This is a genomic window from Exiguobacterium sp. s91, from assembly GCF_018618915.1.
Lineage (GTDB): Bacteria > Bacillota > Bacilli > Exiguobacteriales > Exiguobacteriaceae > Exiguobacterium_A > Exiguobacterium_A abrahamii.
In genome coordinates this window covers 1,525,891-1,540,259 of the sequence record NZ_JACSMZ010000001.1, presented here as the reverse complement: position 1 = coordinate 1,540,259, position 14,369 = coordinate 1,525,891, and the positions used below count along the sequence as shown (strand labels likewise).

Genomic DNA, 14,369 nt, shown 5'->3' with positions numbered 1-14,369 from the left:
GAATGAACTGTTCATTCAAGATTTTTTGTTGCACTGGGACGCGTTTCAGCCTGTAGCATCAAGAGGACACGAAAAGGAGGAAACGCGATGCGATGCTTTGCGATTGATTTAGATGGAACGTTATTGAATAAGGAACACAGAATTTCGGCGGGAAATCAGGTAGCCATCAAGAAACGGCAGGCCCAAGGAGATATCGTCATCATCGTCACCGGGCGAGCTGCCTTTGATGCGCGACGGATTCTAGCGCAACACGGACTGGATTGTCCGGTCATAGGTGCGAACGGGGCAGAGGTCGAGGTAGGACAAGGTAGACGATGTTTTTTGAACCGTTCTAGCAGTCGAACGATTTGGGAGATCGTACGATCTACAAACGTATTCATACATATTTATCTACAAGACAACATCTTGTTACCGCAGTTTTCGCTTGCTACTCTTCAAGGCGGAGATCTTGCGTTTCAAGAAGCGATTCAGGCTCAATTAACGCAATACGGTGTTGAGGAAGTTGACGAAATCGCAATTGATCAGCTGGACGTCATCAAATTCATGTTCGTCTCACCTGACAGATGGCGACTCGAACACCTCGAACAACAACTCCTTCAGCTGAAGAGCTGTTCCGTGACACGTTCAGGTGCCTATAACCTAGAAGTCATGGCAAACGGCGTGACGAAAGGGACTGCCCTTCAAGACATTGCGAGAGCGTACAGGATGACACTCGAGGACATCATTGCGATCGGTGACAATCAAAACGATCTACCGATGTTCGAAGTGGCGGGAACATCGATTGCCATGGGAAACGCTGAAACGTCTGTCAAAAGCAAAGCGACATATCTCACCAGTAACCATGATGAGGACGGTGTAGCGGAGGCATTAAACGGCTTAGAACAATGGGAACGAAAGAAGGAGGGACAGCATGGCGAATATCTCGGACATCGCTAAACAAGCGGGCGTCTCGAAGTCGACGGTATCCCGTGTCTTGAACGGTCATAAGCATGTATCAAAAGAAAAGCGACGGATCATCTTAGACGTGATGGAGCGACTGGAATATAGTCCGAACGGAAATGCGATCAACCTCTCACGCGGTAAGACGAATACGATTGGTGTCCTCGTGCCGCGTGTCGGTCATCCGTTTTTTCATCAATTAATTGAGGGGATCGGTCAAGTGTGCATGGAACAAAACCACACACTCCTTGTCATCCAAACGGAACACGATCCAGCAAAAGAGGAAGCGAGTGTGCAATACCTTCGCGATAAGCGAATTGACGGATTGATCATTGGCGCCATCAGTCAGCCGCAGTTACTTGCGACGATGCGGACACTTGGACCAGTCGTTGCCTGCGAAGACCATCAGGATATCGTGCCGTCGATTTCTTTTAATCATGGAAAAGCGATGACGATGTTGCTGCAACATGTAGAAGAACGAGGAGCAAAAACAGTCGGTCTCTGTCTTGGAAATCCAGATAGCGGAGTCGGAAGAGTCAGACGGGATGCGTTCGACCAATATCTCAAGACGTCTTCGCTCCGTCATGGAATTCAATGGTACGCGGATCGGTTCTATTCTTTCGAAGACGGACAAGCACTCGCAAATCAGCTTCTAACAATCGATTTACCAGATGCCATCATCGTCGGCAATGACGAAGTCGCAGCAGGTCTTATCCATCAATTTCGCAAGGATGGCATTCGGGTGCCAGAGGATATCGCCATCACGGGATTTGATGATCGACCGATCGCACGAGCGCTTGGATTGACGACGATCCGGCAACCAGTCGTGGGGCTTGGGCGACTAGCGGCAGAGCGGTTATGGAATGATGGATTGAAACATAATAGTAACGGAAGTGCGTTACTTGAACCTTCCTTGATGATTCGCGAAACGACTTAACGAACTAAGGGATGGGAGAAATATGGCGATGACTAACGAAAAAAAAGGTTCTACCGCTACCGTAATGACAATGTCTGACGAACGAGTACGCAAATACTTCCATGAATCGATTGAAAAACAACGAATCGTACAGGAATTTCGTATGCTCGAAGAACTCGAGCGGACGGTTGTCCCGACACCAAACGTATATGCCGTTGAATTAGAAGATTCGCCGTTCATTGAGATGCAGCAGATCGACGGCAACGAAATGTTAGAGTTGTTTGATCCCTCCCGAATAACGGATTTTCTGAATACCTTCGCGACATTACATCAACGGATTCATCAGCATCAATCGCGTGTAGCACCTGGATGGCACGATGTCACCCATCAAAAAATGCGTCATCTATCACCTGCGTTACGCTTGAAGGCGGAACGATTGTTAGAGACGCTTCACATTCCGCAACAACAAGGATTGCTCCACGGGGACTACCATTTCCAGAATATCCTCGTGACAGCGGATAAAACGTTCGTCGTCATTGATTGGCATGATGCGACGACAGGGCCACCGATCGCGGATGTCGCGCGGACGTTGCTCTTGCTGCGAATAGCAGGTGAAACAGCAGTGCCGGACGAGGTACGACGATACGTCTGTCGCGAATACCTCGACCGCTATCAAGCTGTTTCGTTAATCCAGCTATCGAATCTTGCAGACTGGTTACGACTCATGGTCATTCTTAGGACGCTTGAGCAAATCCCGGATGCTGAACAAAGTCGGTTAAAGGAATTGATCAGTCATTTAGACCTCAGCTCATATTTTTTTAATACTTAAGTATATACAGGTAGGAGGAACGCCATTCATGAGAACCATCATCTCGATCCAAGGGGCTATGGCATCCGGGAAGACGACGCTTGCGCAAGCGCTCGAAGACGCTTACCCGGAGTTGCATGTCTATTATGAAAATCCGTATCCGATCGTTCAAAAAAGAAAGGAACTCGAATTAGACATCCGTACCGAAGACGGATTCGTTGAGAATCAGCGCTTGTTCATTCAAGCGGAACTCGAACGGTTTCGCCATTTTCCCGACGGACACATCATATTAGATCGTGGTCCGGAAGATCTTGAATTTTATACGCTTCATTATCCACAGGTACATGGGTATGACTGGGATATGGAATTCCGTTTAAAGACAGAACTAGAGGCATTAAGAAGATGCCGATCAGACCTGATTCTTTATTTACGGGCACCAGACCATCTCTTACGAGAGCGGCGCGACGCCGATCAGACAAGAACGCGCCAATCTTTCGCACAACACGAACCGCTCTGGAAACTCGAACAAAACTGGTATGAACAGTTTCCGGTACATCCGATTGATACGACAGCGAAAACGCTGGAGAAAGTCCGACAAGCAGCGATTCATCGGTTGGTTGTCACCGAAATCTTAGGAAGGGGGAGCGAAATATGAACTTGAAAGAGCTGACGTATCCCCTCATCGAGGGACAAGACGAAAAACAGGTCTACTGGATAGAACAAGGAGAATCGGTTCAGATCGGACAGACCTACGAAACGATTCGGTTAGAAAAAACAGCACATCAATCCATCCTTGTACGGGAGCAAGAATTGGTGTCAGAAAAAATCGGTAATCGAACGATCCGCCTGACGATTGATGCAGAAAGTTATGCGCCACTCGAATTCGTCGAGTACCAAGCTGGTGTTCAAACCGTGCATGCGTTGTATCGAGCGGATGAAGTCGTGATCACGCGAGGAAATGAGCAATCTGTCTTGCCCATCCGTAAGAAAAGTGTTGATCTGTTTTCAATCGAATTGTTGTTGCGAGTATTACCACTGGCTGTTGATTCGACGCTCTCGTTTAGCGGCTTCAGTGCCGTTTCCGGACGTGAGGTGCCGATTCAGGTGCAACCTCTGCGGTACGATCTATTGATGACCGAGTCAGGCGAACACCTAGAGACACTTTGCGTTCACGTTGCGTTTGGTGAACGTGTTCAGTATTACTGGATTGATCCAGTCAAGCGGGAGCTGTTAAAGCAGTCCTCACAGATTGCGGACGGGATCTCGTTGGAATTTCGTCGATGAAAAAGGAGCAATGAAACGGTATACCGTCTCGTTGCTCCTTATTTGTTACAGCTGAAAATGATGTTGCATCGCTTCGAAAATCCGTTTACTTGCTTTTGTATCGTCAAAGGCATAGATATGGCTGAGATGACGTTTGAACTTTTTAGGCATTTTCGATTCGCGTAGTGATTCCATCAAGGCGTCTCTTGTTTCGATGACGTCTCCTGGTAACAAATCCGTCGATTCGCCGGCGTTATCTTCGCCAACTAAGACAGGTGGGCGATAGTAGATGACCTTTTTGTGCATCAAGGAAAAATCGAGACCAACACTCGAATAATCCGTGATCAATACATGATGATTTTCAAGTAGCTCCTTGACTGTGAACGCATCCTGACTGATGACATCGACGAAGTCCGAGTGGAACAAGTGGCTGAATTTTTGGAAATTGCGATGAAGATAGAACGAGACTTCAGCCTTGTTGTCCATTACTAGGCTTTTTAACCGTTCGTCCGTGATCAACGCTTGAAACTCCTGGTAATAGTCGCTTTCCATGAACTGTTCGTCTGAATACGTATCGAGTTTAGGTCGCCACGTCGGCATGATCAACAGCTTTTTCCGGTTTTTATATCGCTTGAGCCAACGTGATCGTTCCGTGATCAAGTGATCGAATCGGGCGAGACCCGTCACGATGATTTCGTCAGGATGAAAACCGTAATCGCGGGCGATGAGTTGTTTTTCCCGCTCCGAGGAAACGACGAATAAGTCGGTAAATGGATGCGGCATCTTTTTCCCATAAATGTGACTGACATCTTTTGATCCGATGACACCGTGTTGCAAGAACAGCTTTTGTTTCGTTTGCATCATCGCCTCCGTGTGATAGGTAGCGAACGGTAAGGCATAACTTGAAGAATGCGTATGACAGAGAATGTCTGCTGCTTGGACAACCTCGATGTTCTCTGGTGATTTGTAGAACACGATATGGTTCTCATATCCGACAAGATTTTTGAGGTCCGGACTCGATCGACTGATGATGTAGAAGATATTGAAGCGCTTCTGATGCTGGTCAACGAGATACTTGAAGAAAATCATCCCATTATCTTGTGCTTTATCCGGATATTCAAAACAGATAATCGTCTTCTTATTTGGATCCAGTCCAAGTAACGGTTGAGGGTCCGCGTAATACTCGACGGTCTCGACCGGCACCGGTATTAGACGCATCGCAAGTCGTTCCGACACGGTTGAATAGGGGCGGACCAAAACGTCATGTTGCTCATTAAGCGATAACCAGTGCTCATCGTTCAAGAGTTCCGGGTGATTTTTGAAGTGACGAATCCGCGGTGTGAAACCAGAGATCGGCATCTCACGAATCGTAAATCCGAACATGAGGTCATAGATGTTCGCATTGAACGCGTCGTAGTTATACCGGTCACCGAGTAACTGCTCGACGAGTTTTGGTTCGATCACGGCTTCGACTTCTGTCTTGAAGCGACGAGCATCAACTGGTGTGACGCTGAAGCGATTAATCGGCAGGGCGATTTTTTGTTCCTGATGTCTGATTTTAATGAAGCAATGTGGCTGTTTCACTTCGAAATACTTTGAGTGAAACGAAAACTTCAATAGAAGGACGTCGTCTTGACGAGTGATGCCCTCAAATAGGACGTCTTGATCATAAAAATTCATGATGGACGGTTTTTTGTTATAGATCAGACTGAGCTCGTCGTCTTGGTCGATAAAAATGAAATAGGAATGTTTCCCTTGTTTGATGTAGCTATTCGGTGCGATGTCCAGTGGTTTTGAAAGATGTTTGAACGAAATCGGTTTACCGGATTCATCGACGAATTTAACAGGATAATTCTTTTTTTTGAAGATATCGAGCAATGTATCAATCGATAGCACAAAGGCTGTCTCTATTTTTTGGAGTGGTATCAGTTGTTCATTGATCGATAACTGTAGGCTTTGGTGCGGAAGATTCTCGATCAAAAACGTATGATCACGACAAGTGATTTTCATTGGTGCATGGCTTCCTTTCATACTCTGATTCAGTCGTTCTTAAACTACATCACTTACCATACAATATCTTCCGATTTCTGCAAAGATGTAGATTGATTGGAAACCAATACAGTATAGTATTCTGGCTAAAGGATATTGGGAAAAGACAGACGTTACCGCATCTTCGACAGATCATTAGTTGCAGAACCATGACAATGATTGGATATTATGCAAAACCGATTGACTTTGTTCGTAAAAAAGGAGATAAATAGAAACTGTATTGGTAAATGCGACTAGTATCGCAAGAGGTTTATGAAAAAGCAAAGTCGGCTATATATAGAGGTTGAACTCACAGAAAAAAACAGGGATCAATCTTGAAGGGTGAAGGGGAGTAATGACAGATGCTGTATACGGTAACATCGACATTACCACCAAAACACGGTGGTAGAACGAAGTCGTTATTGAGTCGAATCGCGCTCATGGAACAAGAACTTGGCGCCGGTTCAACAATCGTTACGACGAACTACAATGCCAACTACATGGAAGTCTACGAATTGTTCCGAACAGAAGAGAAGGTCGGTCCGAAAGTACAATTTGAAAATATCTATGATTGGCTATCAGATTACAAATTGTTAAGTATTCCAACGACTCGTTTTCGTAACAAACCGATCATCAAAGAAACAGCGCGCGAAATCGAAGGATTAAAAAGCGTCGAGAAAAAAGGCAGTGACGCCGTTCGTTATTATGATGAGGAAGATGAGTATGTCCTCTACCGTAAATTTTACCCTGAAACGCAAGTCGTTGAATTCGAGGATTTCATGACGAACGCTTCCCGTAAAAAAGTCGAGCGCTGGGAATATAACGTCTACGGCCAATTGCACCGAAAGACAATTTATTCGCCGGTCCATCATGGAAAGATGATGGAAGAGTTGTATGATTCGGAAGGCAATGTCTATTGTAAGAAGTTCTACAATGAAATGGCGCGCCCGAAGCTTATCTTGATTCAGTTATACCGGAACGGCAGAATGTACAAAGCGTTCAAAAAAGAGAAGGACTTATTTGAGTATTACTTCAATCGATTGTTTAAAGACGGTGATGTCTTGTTCGTCGATGCGCGTTTACTGGACCGCTCGATTCTCAATATCAAAGCAGATGTCAAACGAGTCATGGTCATCCACAACTCACACTTGGATGGTTCGACCGTCAAAGGATCATATACGACGATGTTCTCGGAATCTGATAAAGTGACACGTTTCATCAGTCTGACGAACCATCAAAAAGAAGACATTTTGGAGAGGTATAACATCCCGGAAGAGAAGATTTCCATCATTCCGCACTTTATCGTCCCAGAACAAACGCAACGACGCGAACAGGTCAAGGATCAATTCTGTTTCATCGGTCGATTCGGTCTGCAAAAGCAGATGGATCATTTGATCAAGAGTTATGCGATCTTCAAACAATCAGGTCATACGACGAAGCTTGTGCTCTATGGCATGGACGAACAAGGGCAACTGGCGATGATGGAGAGTTTGATCGAGGAGCTCGGCTTACAGGATGATATCGAAATCCACGGCTTCACGTCGAATCCGGCAGAAGTGTTCCGGGAATCGAAAGCATCACTGTTGACGAGTGAATTTGAAGGATTTGGACTGACCGTCATGGAAAGTATCAATGTCGGCTGTCCGGTCATTTCTTATGACGTCAAATACGGACCACGCGAAATCATCGCCCACGGCGAGAACGGCTACCTCGTTCCAGCGAACGACATGGAAGCTTTTGCTGCCGCGATGGTGCAACTCGTCGAACGACCACTCGAGCGCGTCGAGACGAAGCCATCGCTGTACCTCGAAACGGCTGTAAAGAACTACGGACGATTACTAGAAGAATTAAGCAACTAAACCTACTACTTGAACGATGAAGAGGATGAACTTTATGAAGAAAATCACGAAAGCCATTATTCCAGCAGCAGGACTCGGGACACGTTTCTTACCTGCGACAAAAGCAATGCCAAAAGAGATGTTACCGATTCTCGATAAACCGACGATCCAGTATATCGTCGAAGAAGCGGCAAAAGCCGGCATCGAAGATATCATCATCGTCACAGGTAAACACAAACGGGCGATCGAAGATCATTTTGATAACCAAAAAGAACTTGAGATCACGCTCGAGAACTCTGGGAAGACGGAATTACTCGAGAAGGTTCAGTTCTCGACGAACCTCGCGAACATCTTCTATGTCCGCCAAAAAGAACAAAAAGGTCTCGGTCACGCCATTTTGACGGCGAAACAATTCATCGGGAACGAACCGTTCGCAGTCTTACTCGGGGACGATATCGTCGAGTCGGATGATCCGGCAATCAAACAGTTGATGGACGTCTACGAGCAGACGGAAAAATCAGTCATCGGTGTACAAGAAGTCCGTCAAGAAGATACGCATCGTTACGGCATCATCGATCCTGTTTCACAAAACGGACGACTGTATGACGTGAAGAAATTCGTCGAAAAACCGGCTCCAGGCACAGCACCATCAAACCTCGCGATCATGGGACGTTACGTGCTGACACCGGATATCTTTGATTATCTAGCAAATCAAGGAGAAGGGGCAGGCGGTGAGATTCAATTGACGGATGCGATTGAGCGATTGAATGCGGATAGCCAAGTCTACGCGTATGATTTCGAAGGTAACCGTTATGACGTCGGAGAGAAACTCGGTTTCGTCAAGACGACGATTGAGTATGCGTTGAAAGATGCAGAGATGCGTGACGAGCTGAAAGCTTTCATCAAGACACTAGATATTTAACATGATGGACCACTCTGACATGATTCAGAGTGGTTTTTTTGTAATTCATGAAACCGATCCGTCTAGTCGAAACGTAGAAAAAGGAGAAGAGAGGTGCTACATATGTTAACGTGGCTCGGTATGAGGACTGATAAAAAAGTAGGACGACAATTTTTCACAGGTGTCGAAAAGAAAACAATTTTCCTAATCTTGCTTCTATCGCTTGTGATCTTGAAGGGTGTGAAGTGGGGAATGACAGCACTCATCCCAACGGCATTTTTCAGTGATCCGATCGTTTCCGTTTTACCAGGCGTGCTTGGCGTCCTAACAGCAGTCGTTTTCGTGCTTTTGGTAGAGCGCTCCCTGCAGGATAAGTCGAGTGAAAAGTAAGAGATACACGAAGACCACCTGAAATTGGTGGTCTTTTAAGTGCGAGATGCATTGCTTAGAGTACAAAGAAAGTATTGCTTATAATGAAAGTACGACGGGGAACGTATGTGGCGGTGGTGTGATGATGGAACTCTTGATTTTCTTCATCTTCTGATTAAGTACAGTGACTGAATATACTCTTCGCTCAACATCTCCTTCTAGGACGTAATAGCATCGTTCCGGAGCGTGATATCGAAAATCAATCAACGCATTGTTTGAAGCATAAGCTCGCTTCACCTGTTTCGTCTTATAATCGACTTTGAGTAACGAATACGCATTTAATAGAAGCTCTTTCTGACTTGAGATTTGCTTTGTTTTACTGACCCACATCACACTTTCGGGTACTGTGAGAGTCAATTCACTAGATTTCGTTTTGATGTCATACGTGCTGATGGCTAACTCTTCGTTTTCTTCCGTCAGGTTTCCGTAAATCTTGATCTGCTGATCAATCTTTTTAAAGTAGAATCCAAAAGTGAGTTGAGGGATGATTTTTGCACTCTTTACTTTTAAACTTTTCCGGTCAATCGTATAAATCGTAACATCCCGACTTGTCTCACCGTACACGTTTGCTAAGACATAGATGTTACTCTGATCGATTATGAAATCCCTCGCATGACCGACGAACCGTTTCTTACCTTGGCTCTTTTTATAACTAGTCGTATATTTGGTAATCGAAAACTCGTTCAAATTCGAGTTGTTCAATGAAACGAGTCTATCGTTGACTCTCTTGATATTTAGTGGATTTACCTCAGTCTTATGTACGGATTTATCCTTTGATTTCAAATCAATCAACGTATCTCCATACATATCAAAAATTAAACCGTCACTGATTTTGGTGACTCCTGATATTTTGTATTGTTTAGTTTCGATTGGCTTGAAATTTTTGAAAACTTGAATGGACGTTAAGGGTTTTGAATAACTCGTAGAAATTACTTTGAATTCGGCTCCATGTGCCATGGAATCATTCGAAAATCCGTAAAGCATCGTAACAGCAGATCCAACTAGAGTGAAACGAATCAACTTGTTCTTCATGATCATGAAAAGCTCCTTCAAAAATTTTTTCTTTTATTTTACATCTTTTTCTATTCATTTCCTTAAAATAAAGATGTTTCACGAATGGCATACCGAACTTGTCACAAAAGACATCAGATGTTCAAAGGCGTTTTTGCGCATGACAACTGATTGTTGTTGTAAAATGAGGACAACGACGGAACAGGTGAGGGGCGAACGGTCATGACGAAACGATCCATTCAAGATGCTGCTTTTTTGGGCAAACGAAAACAAGTAATGCGCTGCATCGAACGTGGTGACGATCTGAACGAACTGGATGAAGAAGGATTTGCAGCACTTCACTGGGCGATTCAGGAAGGGTACCTACGGATCGTCGAATTGTTGCTCGATCACGGTGCGAATGTCAACCTTCCCAATCAGGACGGGATGTCACCGTTGCATATTGCGCTTTATGATCAAAAGACCGACATTGCGTTACTTTTGATCAAGCGAGGCGCTCATCTTGATTTAGATGAACACGGATTCTCAGCGCTTCATTTAGTAGCGGGCCGGGGCGGCAATAAAAAAGTCTTACGGAAACTAGCGCAGAACGTCGAGTTGTTACATCAACGGACCGATGACGGGGAAGGTGTGACACCGCTACATTATGCGGCGCAGGAAGGTAAGTCGAAAAAAGTCCAGCTATTACTGGAGGCAGGAGCAGAAGTCGATGCTGTCGGACTAGACGGATTCACACCGCTGTATCTCGCAGTCGGAAATAATCATCCGAAAGCGGTCAAAGTGCTTCTAAAGGCAGGAGCTGACATCGAAGCGGAAAACGTCGCGGATGGCGATACGGCAGTCCTCGCATTAGCGAGTGCTTACGGCTATGAACGGGTCGTCCGGTTATTACTCTCTTATGGAGCCGATCCACTGCATCGAAATGAAGATGGACGGACAGCGCGTGATGCGGCACTTGATAACGAACACCATCAGATTGCGGAGATCTTGCGCCAAAAAGAGATTGATGCGTTATCTGAGGAAGAGAATAACTGAACGGTGGACGACAAGACAGGAAACATCTGCGGATGCTTCCTGTTTTTAATTTATAAAGGATTTTCAAATTGCTTTGTCAAAATAGAGATAAGAGAACACTTATTCGTCATTGAAAGGAAGGTCGCATCATGAACGCAATCGATTGGACGGTATGGAATTTAAACGAAGTGAGAAGAAGAAGCATCAAAGTCTGGCAGTCGATTCCTGAAGATAAATTGAACTGGAAACCGGATGAGAACGCCATGACGTGTTTTGAGATGATCCGTCATGTGTTAGACAGCGAGTATTATTATTTTTTAGCGTTACAGAATCGAGGCAGTCTACCGTCGTATGAGTCCCCGTTTGAAGGGCGCGACTTCGTATCAGTGCAAGCTGAACTAGACTTTGCGGCAGTCTATCATGAGGAATTCATGGCATATGTCGAGCAACTACCGGAATCAGATTTGGCGACCGTTCAGATTGATCGTTCCGAATCAGGTTATGTGCGTTCGCTCGGTGATATGTTGTTACGAATTGCTTATCACGAAGCAGTGCATACAGGACAGTTACTCGATTACTTAAGAACAGCAGATGTTGAGCGGGTACGAGTTTGGGACTAAGGTAATTTAATGAGAAAAAGTGTTAGTAGTATGAGCTGCTAATGAAATACGTCAGGTAGGGGGTAAAAATTTTGAAAATACGTTTAGCAACATCCAAAGACATGATGGCAGTAGCAAAGATTTACGTTGATACGTGGAGGACGACATACACCGGTTTAGTGCCCGATGTATATTTAGAACAACTCACTGTTCAACGGGCAGAACAAAAATGGATACAGTTTTTGAACGATTTCTCACAAGATACATTCCTATATGTGGTATTGAATGAAAAGGGAATTATAATCGGATTCGCAGCAGCTCAAATTCATGCTAATGCTGGAGTACGGAAAGGAGAGTTGTCTGCCCTCTATATATTACCCGAAGCACACGGTTTAGGAATCGGCAAAAAGTTGATGGAGACTGTCAGCGTGCATTTCCTGAAAGCAGAGGTCTCCTCGATGATGGTTTGGGTAATGAAAAAGAATGAGCCAGGGCGTGCATTTTACAAACGACTTGGCGGCAAATACATAGGTCATCGTCAGAGTCGTTTTGGGAATGTTACGGTTGAAGATGAAGCATATGAATGGCTGGATGTCGCTATGCTTATCCATCATCAGAATTAAAAACAAGGAGGAAGTACGATGCATCTGTACTTCTTCCTTGTATGAATCACAGACTCCATTTCATTAGTAATCCTGCTTGTGTCAAACCGCCACCGAACCCATATAACAGGAGCATATCTCCCGCTTTGATTTTCCCCTCAGATATACCTTTATCTAAAGATAAGGGGATGGTCGCTGAAGAAGTGTTGCCATAATTGACTAGGCTGAAAAGCGTTTTATCAAAGGGAACCCCACTTTTATCGCAGATTGATTGAATCATGCGAAGGTTTGCACTATGTGGAATGAACCAATCGATTTGATCTAAAGTCATCGATGCTTGAGCCAGTACATATTTCATCCCATGAGGAACCGTGCTGACTGCCCATTTGTATACTTCTCGTCCATTTTGAACGATTTTGTTATTGTGAATAATAGGATTTTCGAACAATTGATTTGACAGGTTTGAGCAATATAGACTTGATCCTTTTTCTCCTTCCGAGTTCAAGTAGAAGGAAATAAAGTCAGACTGGACTTCATCACGTTCCACAAGAACAGCTCCGCTTCCGTCTCCAAACAAAATGCATGTATTTCGATCCGTGTAGTCAGTAATTTTAGAAAGTGTTTCTGCACCGATAACGAGAATTTTTTTATGAAGACCAGATGAAATTAATCCGTTCGCCAAGTGTAATCCGTATGTAAATCCCGCACAAGCAGCGTTCAGGTCAATTGTACCGGCATGTTTGATACCGAGTTTTGCTTGAACCAATGATGCGGTACTTGGTGTCTTAAAATCGGGTGACATCGTACAGATGATGATCATATCGACATCTTGAAATTCTTTATTGTAACGCAGTTTTAAATTCATGGCCGCTTGATATGCAAGATCACTTGTCGATTCAGTCTGAGCCGCGATTCTTCGTTCTTTGATGCCTGTTCGTTGAACTATCCATTCATCATTTGTTTCTACTAGTTTCTCTAAATCATGGTTCGTCATGATTTGATTTGGAACGTAAGAGCCGATTGCTGTAATTCGGGCATAAGATGCATTCAAGAATTGTTCCTCCTTGTAAAAAATATTTCTATAAAATTTAAAACTAGATATTAGTACTAGGTACTAATATAAATGTGATTTTGTTTAAATACAAGCAATATAACTGATAAGATTTTTTGTTAAATCAAATAGTTTAAAAAATAGAGTGGTTTCTAGCGAATGCAATAAAGGAGGAATAAGTCATGATTGGAATCAGCATCGCCACCACATGGGAGTTCGACGCAACACTTGCGTATTTTCATGTCTCACCTGAAGAAAGAATCACTTATCCGTATGGTGAATATTTCACGCGCGAGGTGAATGGGAAAACGCTCTTGTTTTACAGCACAGGCGTTCGAAAAGTAAATGGCATCGGAGCGAATCAATATATGATCCTCCGTTTCTCTTTGACGAAGGTCATCGTTGCCGGAACGTGTGCCGGAATCGAGCCGAGGTACGACGTACTCGATATCATCGTTCCGGATCGTGCGGTTCAATATGATTGCACGGTCAAAGAGATTGAACCACTCATCAAACCCTCGTTCGTCGTCGATCTCGACGTGTCGAAGTATGGCAACGATTTTCATCCTGGAACGATCGGAACGGCAGACCGTGCTGTCGTCCTGTGGCGAGACTATATCGAACTGCGGGATAACGGATTGACGATTGCTGATACGGAAGCGGGGGCTATCGCGTACATCTGTCAGAAAAATGCAGTCGAATGTATTATCATCAAAGGTATCTCCGATTTTCCGACCGAAGAGAAGGAAGAAAATGCTGTCGAAGCAAACGTCGAACAGATGCGGATCTATATCGAGAACACACCAAAAGTCATGCAACGGATTTTTGCCGACTACTTATACCGGTTTCTAACGTAATCTTTCATCAGTGCACTTCTTTTACATATTTTCCAAGTTTCTTGCGGCAATATAGTTCAGTAGCATTGTATTTTTTGAAATATGTTCTATCATAGTGAATGGAAACGTTTTCT

General features: G+C 44.4%; 15 protein-coding genes. 12 read left to right on the top strand and 3 right to left on the bottom strand.

Annotated elements, in window-relative coordinates:
- Positions 1-87: 87 nt before the first annotated feature.
- From KNQ06_RS08045 to KNQ06_RS08025, 5 genes are read left to right on the top strand one after another with little or no spacing between them, the layout of a single operon-like run.
- The gene (locus KNQ06_RS08045; RefSeq protein WP_215147884.1) at positions 88-936 is read left to right on the top strand and encodes a Cof-type HAD-IIB family hydrolase; all 849 of its coding nucleotides are present in this window, start codon (positions 88-90) and stop codon (positions 934-936) included.
- Positions 911-1,876 carry a LacI family DNA-binding transcriptional regulator gene (locus KNQ06_RS08040; RefSeq protein ID WP_215147882.1) on the top strand — a complete coding sequence of 322 codons (966 nt, stop codon included), beginning with the start codon at positions 911-913 and terminating at the stop codon, positions 1,874-1,876. The genes KNQ06_RS08045 and KNQ06_RS08040 overlap by 26 nt, the downstream gene beginning before the upstream one ends.
- Before the next feature lie 28 nt (positions 1,877-1,904).
- The gene (locus KNQ06_RS08035; protein ID WP_215147880.1) at positions 1,905-2,684 is read left to right on the top strand and encodes a phosphotransferase family protein; all 780 of its coding nucleotides are present in this window, start codon (positions 1,905-1,907) and stop codon (positions 2,682-2,684) included.
- 28 nt (positions 2,685-2,712) lie between these two features.
- A complete protein-coding gene (locus tag KNQ06_RS08030) occupies positions 2,713-3,318 on the top strand; it encodes an AAA family ATPase (RefSeq protein ID WP_251133497.1) in 606 nt (201 codons plus the stop codon).
- Positions 3,315-3,947, top strand: coding sequence for a DUF3108 domain-containing protein (locus KNQ06_RS08025; RefSeq protein WP_215147878.1), 633 nt, complete (start codon positions 3,315-3,317; stop codon positions 3,945-3,947). Before KNQ06_RS08030 ends, KNQ06_RS08025 begins: the two co-directional genes overlap by 4 nt.
- A 45-nt stretch (positions 3,948-3,992) precedes the next feature.
- On the opposite strand, the gene KNQ06_RS08020 is transcribed toward KNQ06_RS08025, so the two are convergent.
- Complete coding sequence (locus KNQ06_RS08020) at positions 3,993-5,936, bottom strand: CDP-glycerol glycerophosphotransferase family protein (RefSeq protein ID WP_214857391.1); 1,944 nt, start codon at positions 5,934-5,936, stop codon at positions 3,993-3,995.
- Between the two features lie 380 nt (positions 5,937-6,316).
- Between KNQ06_RS08020 and KNQ06_RS08015 the strand changes: the two genes are divergently transcribed.
- From KNQ06_RS08015 to KNQ06_RS08005, 3 genes are all read left to right on the top strand, one after another.
- On the top strand, positions 6,317-7,813 hold the full coding sequence (locus tag KNQ06_RS08015) for a glycosyltransferase (protein ID WP_149427187.1): 1,497 nt from the start codon (positions 6,317-6,319) through the stop codon (positions 7,811-7,813).
- A gap of 34 nt (positions 7,814-7,847) precedes the next feature.
- Positions 7,848-8,714 (top strand): UTP--glucose-1-phosphate uridylyltransferase GalU, encoded by an 867-nt coding sequence (galU, locus tag KNQ06_RS08010; protein WP_215147876.1) that lies wholly within the window; start codon positions 7,848-7,850, stop codon positions 8,712-8,714.
- Between the two features lie 93 nt (positions 8,715-8,807).
- Complete coding sequence (locus KNQ06_RS08005; protein WP_214804710.1) at positions 8,808-9,083, top strand: hypothetical protein; 276 nt, start codon at positions 8,808-8,810, stop codon at positions 9,081-9,083.
- 78 nt (positions 9,084-9,161) lie between these two features.
- On the opposite strand, the gene KNQ06_RS08000 is transcribed toward KNQ06_RS08005, so the two are convergent.
- Positions 9,162-10,154 (bottom strand): hypothetical protein, encoded by a 993-nt coding sequence (locus KNQ06_RS08000; protein ID WP_215147874.1) that lies wholly within the window; start codon positions 10,152-10,154, stop codon positions 9,162-9,164.
- Positions 10,155-10,355: 201 nt separating this feature from the next.
- Here KNQ06_RS08000 and KNQ06_RS07995 point away from each other — a divergent pair, with 201 nt between their 5' ends.
- The 3 genes from KNQ06_RS07995 to KNQ06_RS07985 all read left to right on the top strand — a co-directional run bounded on the left by KNQ06_RS07995 (position 10,356) and on the right by KNQ06_RS07985 (position 12,369).
- Positions 10,356-11,168: an ankyrin repeat domain-containing protein gene (locus KNQ06_RS07995; RefSeq protein ID WP_149427188.1), complete on the top strand. Its 813-nt coding sequence runs from the start codon at positions 10,356-10,358 to the stop codon at positions 11,166-11,168.
- Positions 11,169-11,296: 128 nt separating this feature from the next.
- Positions 11,297-11,767 carry a DinB family protein gene (locus KNQ06_RS07990; protein ID WP_215147872.1) on the top strand — a complete coding sequence of 157 codons (471 nt, stop codon included), beginning with the start codon at positions 11,297-11,299 and terminating at the stop codon, positions 11,765-11,767.
- Between the two features lie 71 nt (positions 11,768-11,838).
- Complete coding sequence (locus KNQ06_RS07985) at positions 11,839-12,369, top strand: GNAT family N-acetyltransferase (RefSeq protein ID WP_149427189.1); 531 nt, start codon at positions 11,839-11,841, stop codon at positions 12,367-12,369.
- 46 nt (positions 12,370-12,415) lie between these two features.
- Here the strand turns inward: KNQ06_RS07985 and KNQ06_RS07980 are convergent, their stop codons facing one another.
- The gene (locus tag KNQ06_RS07980) at positions 12,416-13,399 is read right to left on the bottom strand and encodes a ketoacyl-ACP synthase III (protein WP_082874196.1); all 984 of its coding nucleotides are present in this window, start codon (positions 13,397-13,399) and stop codon (positions 12,416-12,418) included.
- A 182-nt stretch (positions 13,400-13,581) separates the two neighbouring features.
- Here KNQ06_RS07980 and KNQ06_RS07975 point away from each other — a divergent pair, with 182 nt between their 5' ends.
- Positions 13,582-14,256, top strand: coding sequence for a 5'-methylthioadenosine/S-adenosylhomocysteine nucleosidase family protein (locus KNQ06_RS07975; protein WP_149427190.1), 675 nt, complete (start codon positions 13,582-13,584; stop codon positions 14,254-14,256).
- Positions 14,257-14,369: the final 113 nt, after the last annotated feature.

What these genes read in the sequence shown, in the direction of transcription:
- KNQ06_RS08045 (WP_215147884.1), top strand. Translation starts at nt 88, where the DNA reads ATGCGATGCTTTGCGATTGATTTAGATGGAACGTTATTGAATAAGGAA.
- KNQ06_RS08040 (WP_215147882.1), top strand. Translation starts at nt 911, where the DNA reads ATGGCGAATATCTCGGACATCGCTAAACAAGCGGGCGTCTCGAAGTCG.
- KNQ06_RS08035 (WP_215147880.1), top strand. Translation starts at nt 1,905, where the DNA reads ATGACTAACGAAAAAAAAGGTTCTACCGCTACCGTAATGACAATGTCT.
- KNQ06_RS08030 (WP_251133497.1), top strand. Translation starts at nt 2,713, where the DNA reads ATGAGAACCATCATCTCGATCCAAGGGGCTATGGCATCCGGGAAGACG.
- KNQ06_RS08025 (WP_215147878.1), top strand. Translation starts at nt 3,315, where the DNA reads ATGAACTTGAAAGAGCTGACGTATCCCCTCATCGAGGGACAAGACGAA.
- KNQ06_RS08020 (WP_214857391.1), bottom strand. Translation starts at nt 5,936, where the DNA reads ATGAAAATCACTTGTCGTGATCATACGTTTTTGATCGAGAATCTTCCG.
- KNQ06_RS08015 (WP_149427187.1), top strand. Translation starts at nt 6,317, where the DNA reads ATGCTGTATACGGTAACATCGACATTACCACCAAAACACGGTGGTAGA.
- galU (WP_215147876.1), top strand. Translation starts at nt 7,848, where the DNA reads ATGAAGAAAATCACGAAAGCCATTATTCCAGCAGCAGGACTCGGGACA.
- KNQ06_RS08000 (WP_215147874.1), bottom strand. Translation starts at nt 10,154, where the DNA reads ATGAAGAACAAGTTGATTCGTTTCACTCTAGTTGGATCTGCTGTTACG.
- KNQ06_RS07995 (WP_149427188.1), top strand. Translation starts at nt 10,356, where the DNA reads ATGACGAAACGATCCATTCAAGATGCTGCTTTTTTGGGCAAACGAAAA.
- KNQ06_RS07990 (WP_215147872.1), top strand. Translation starts at nt 11,297, where the DNA reads ATGAACGCAATCGATTGGACGGTATGGAATTTAAACGAAGTGAGAAGA.
- KNQ06_RS07975 (WP_149427190.1), top strand. Translation starts at nt 13,582, where the DNA reads ATGATTGGAATCAGCATCGCCACCACATGGGAGTTCGACGCAACACTT.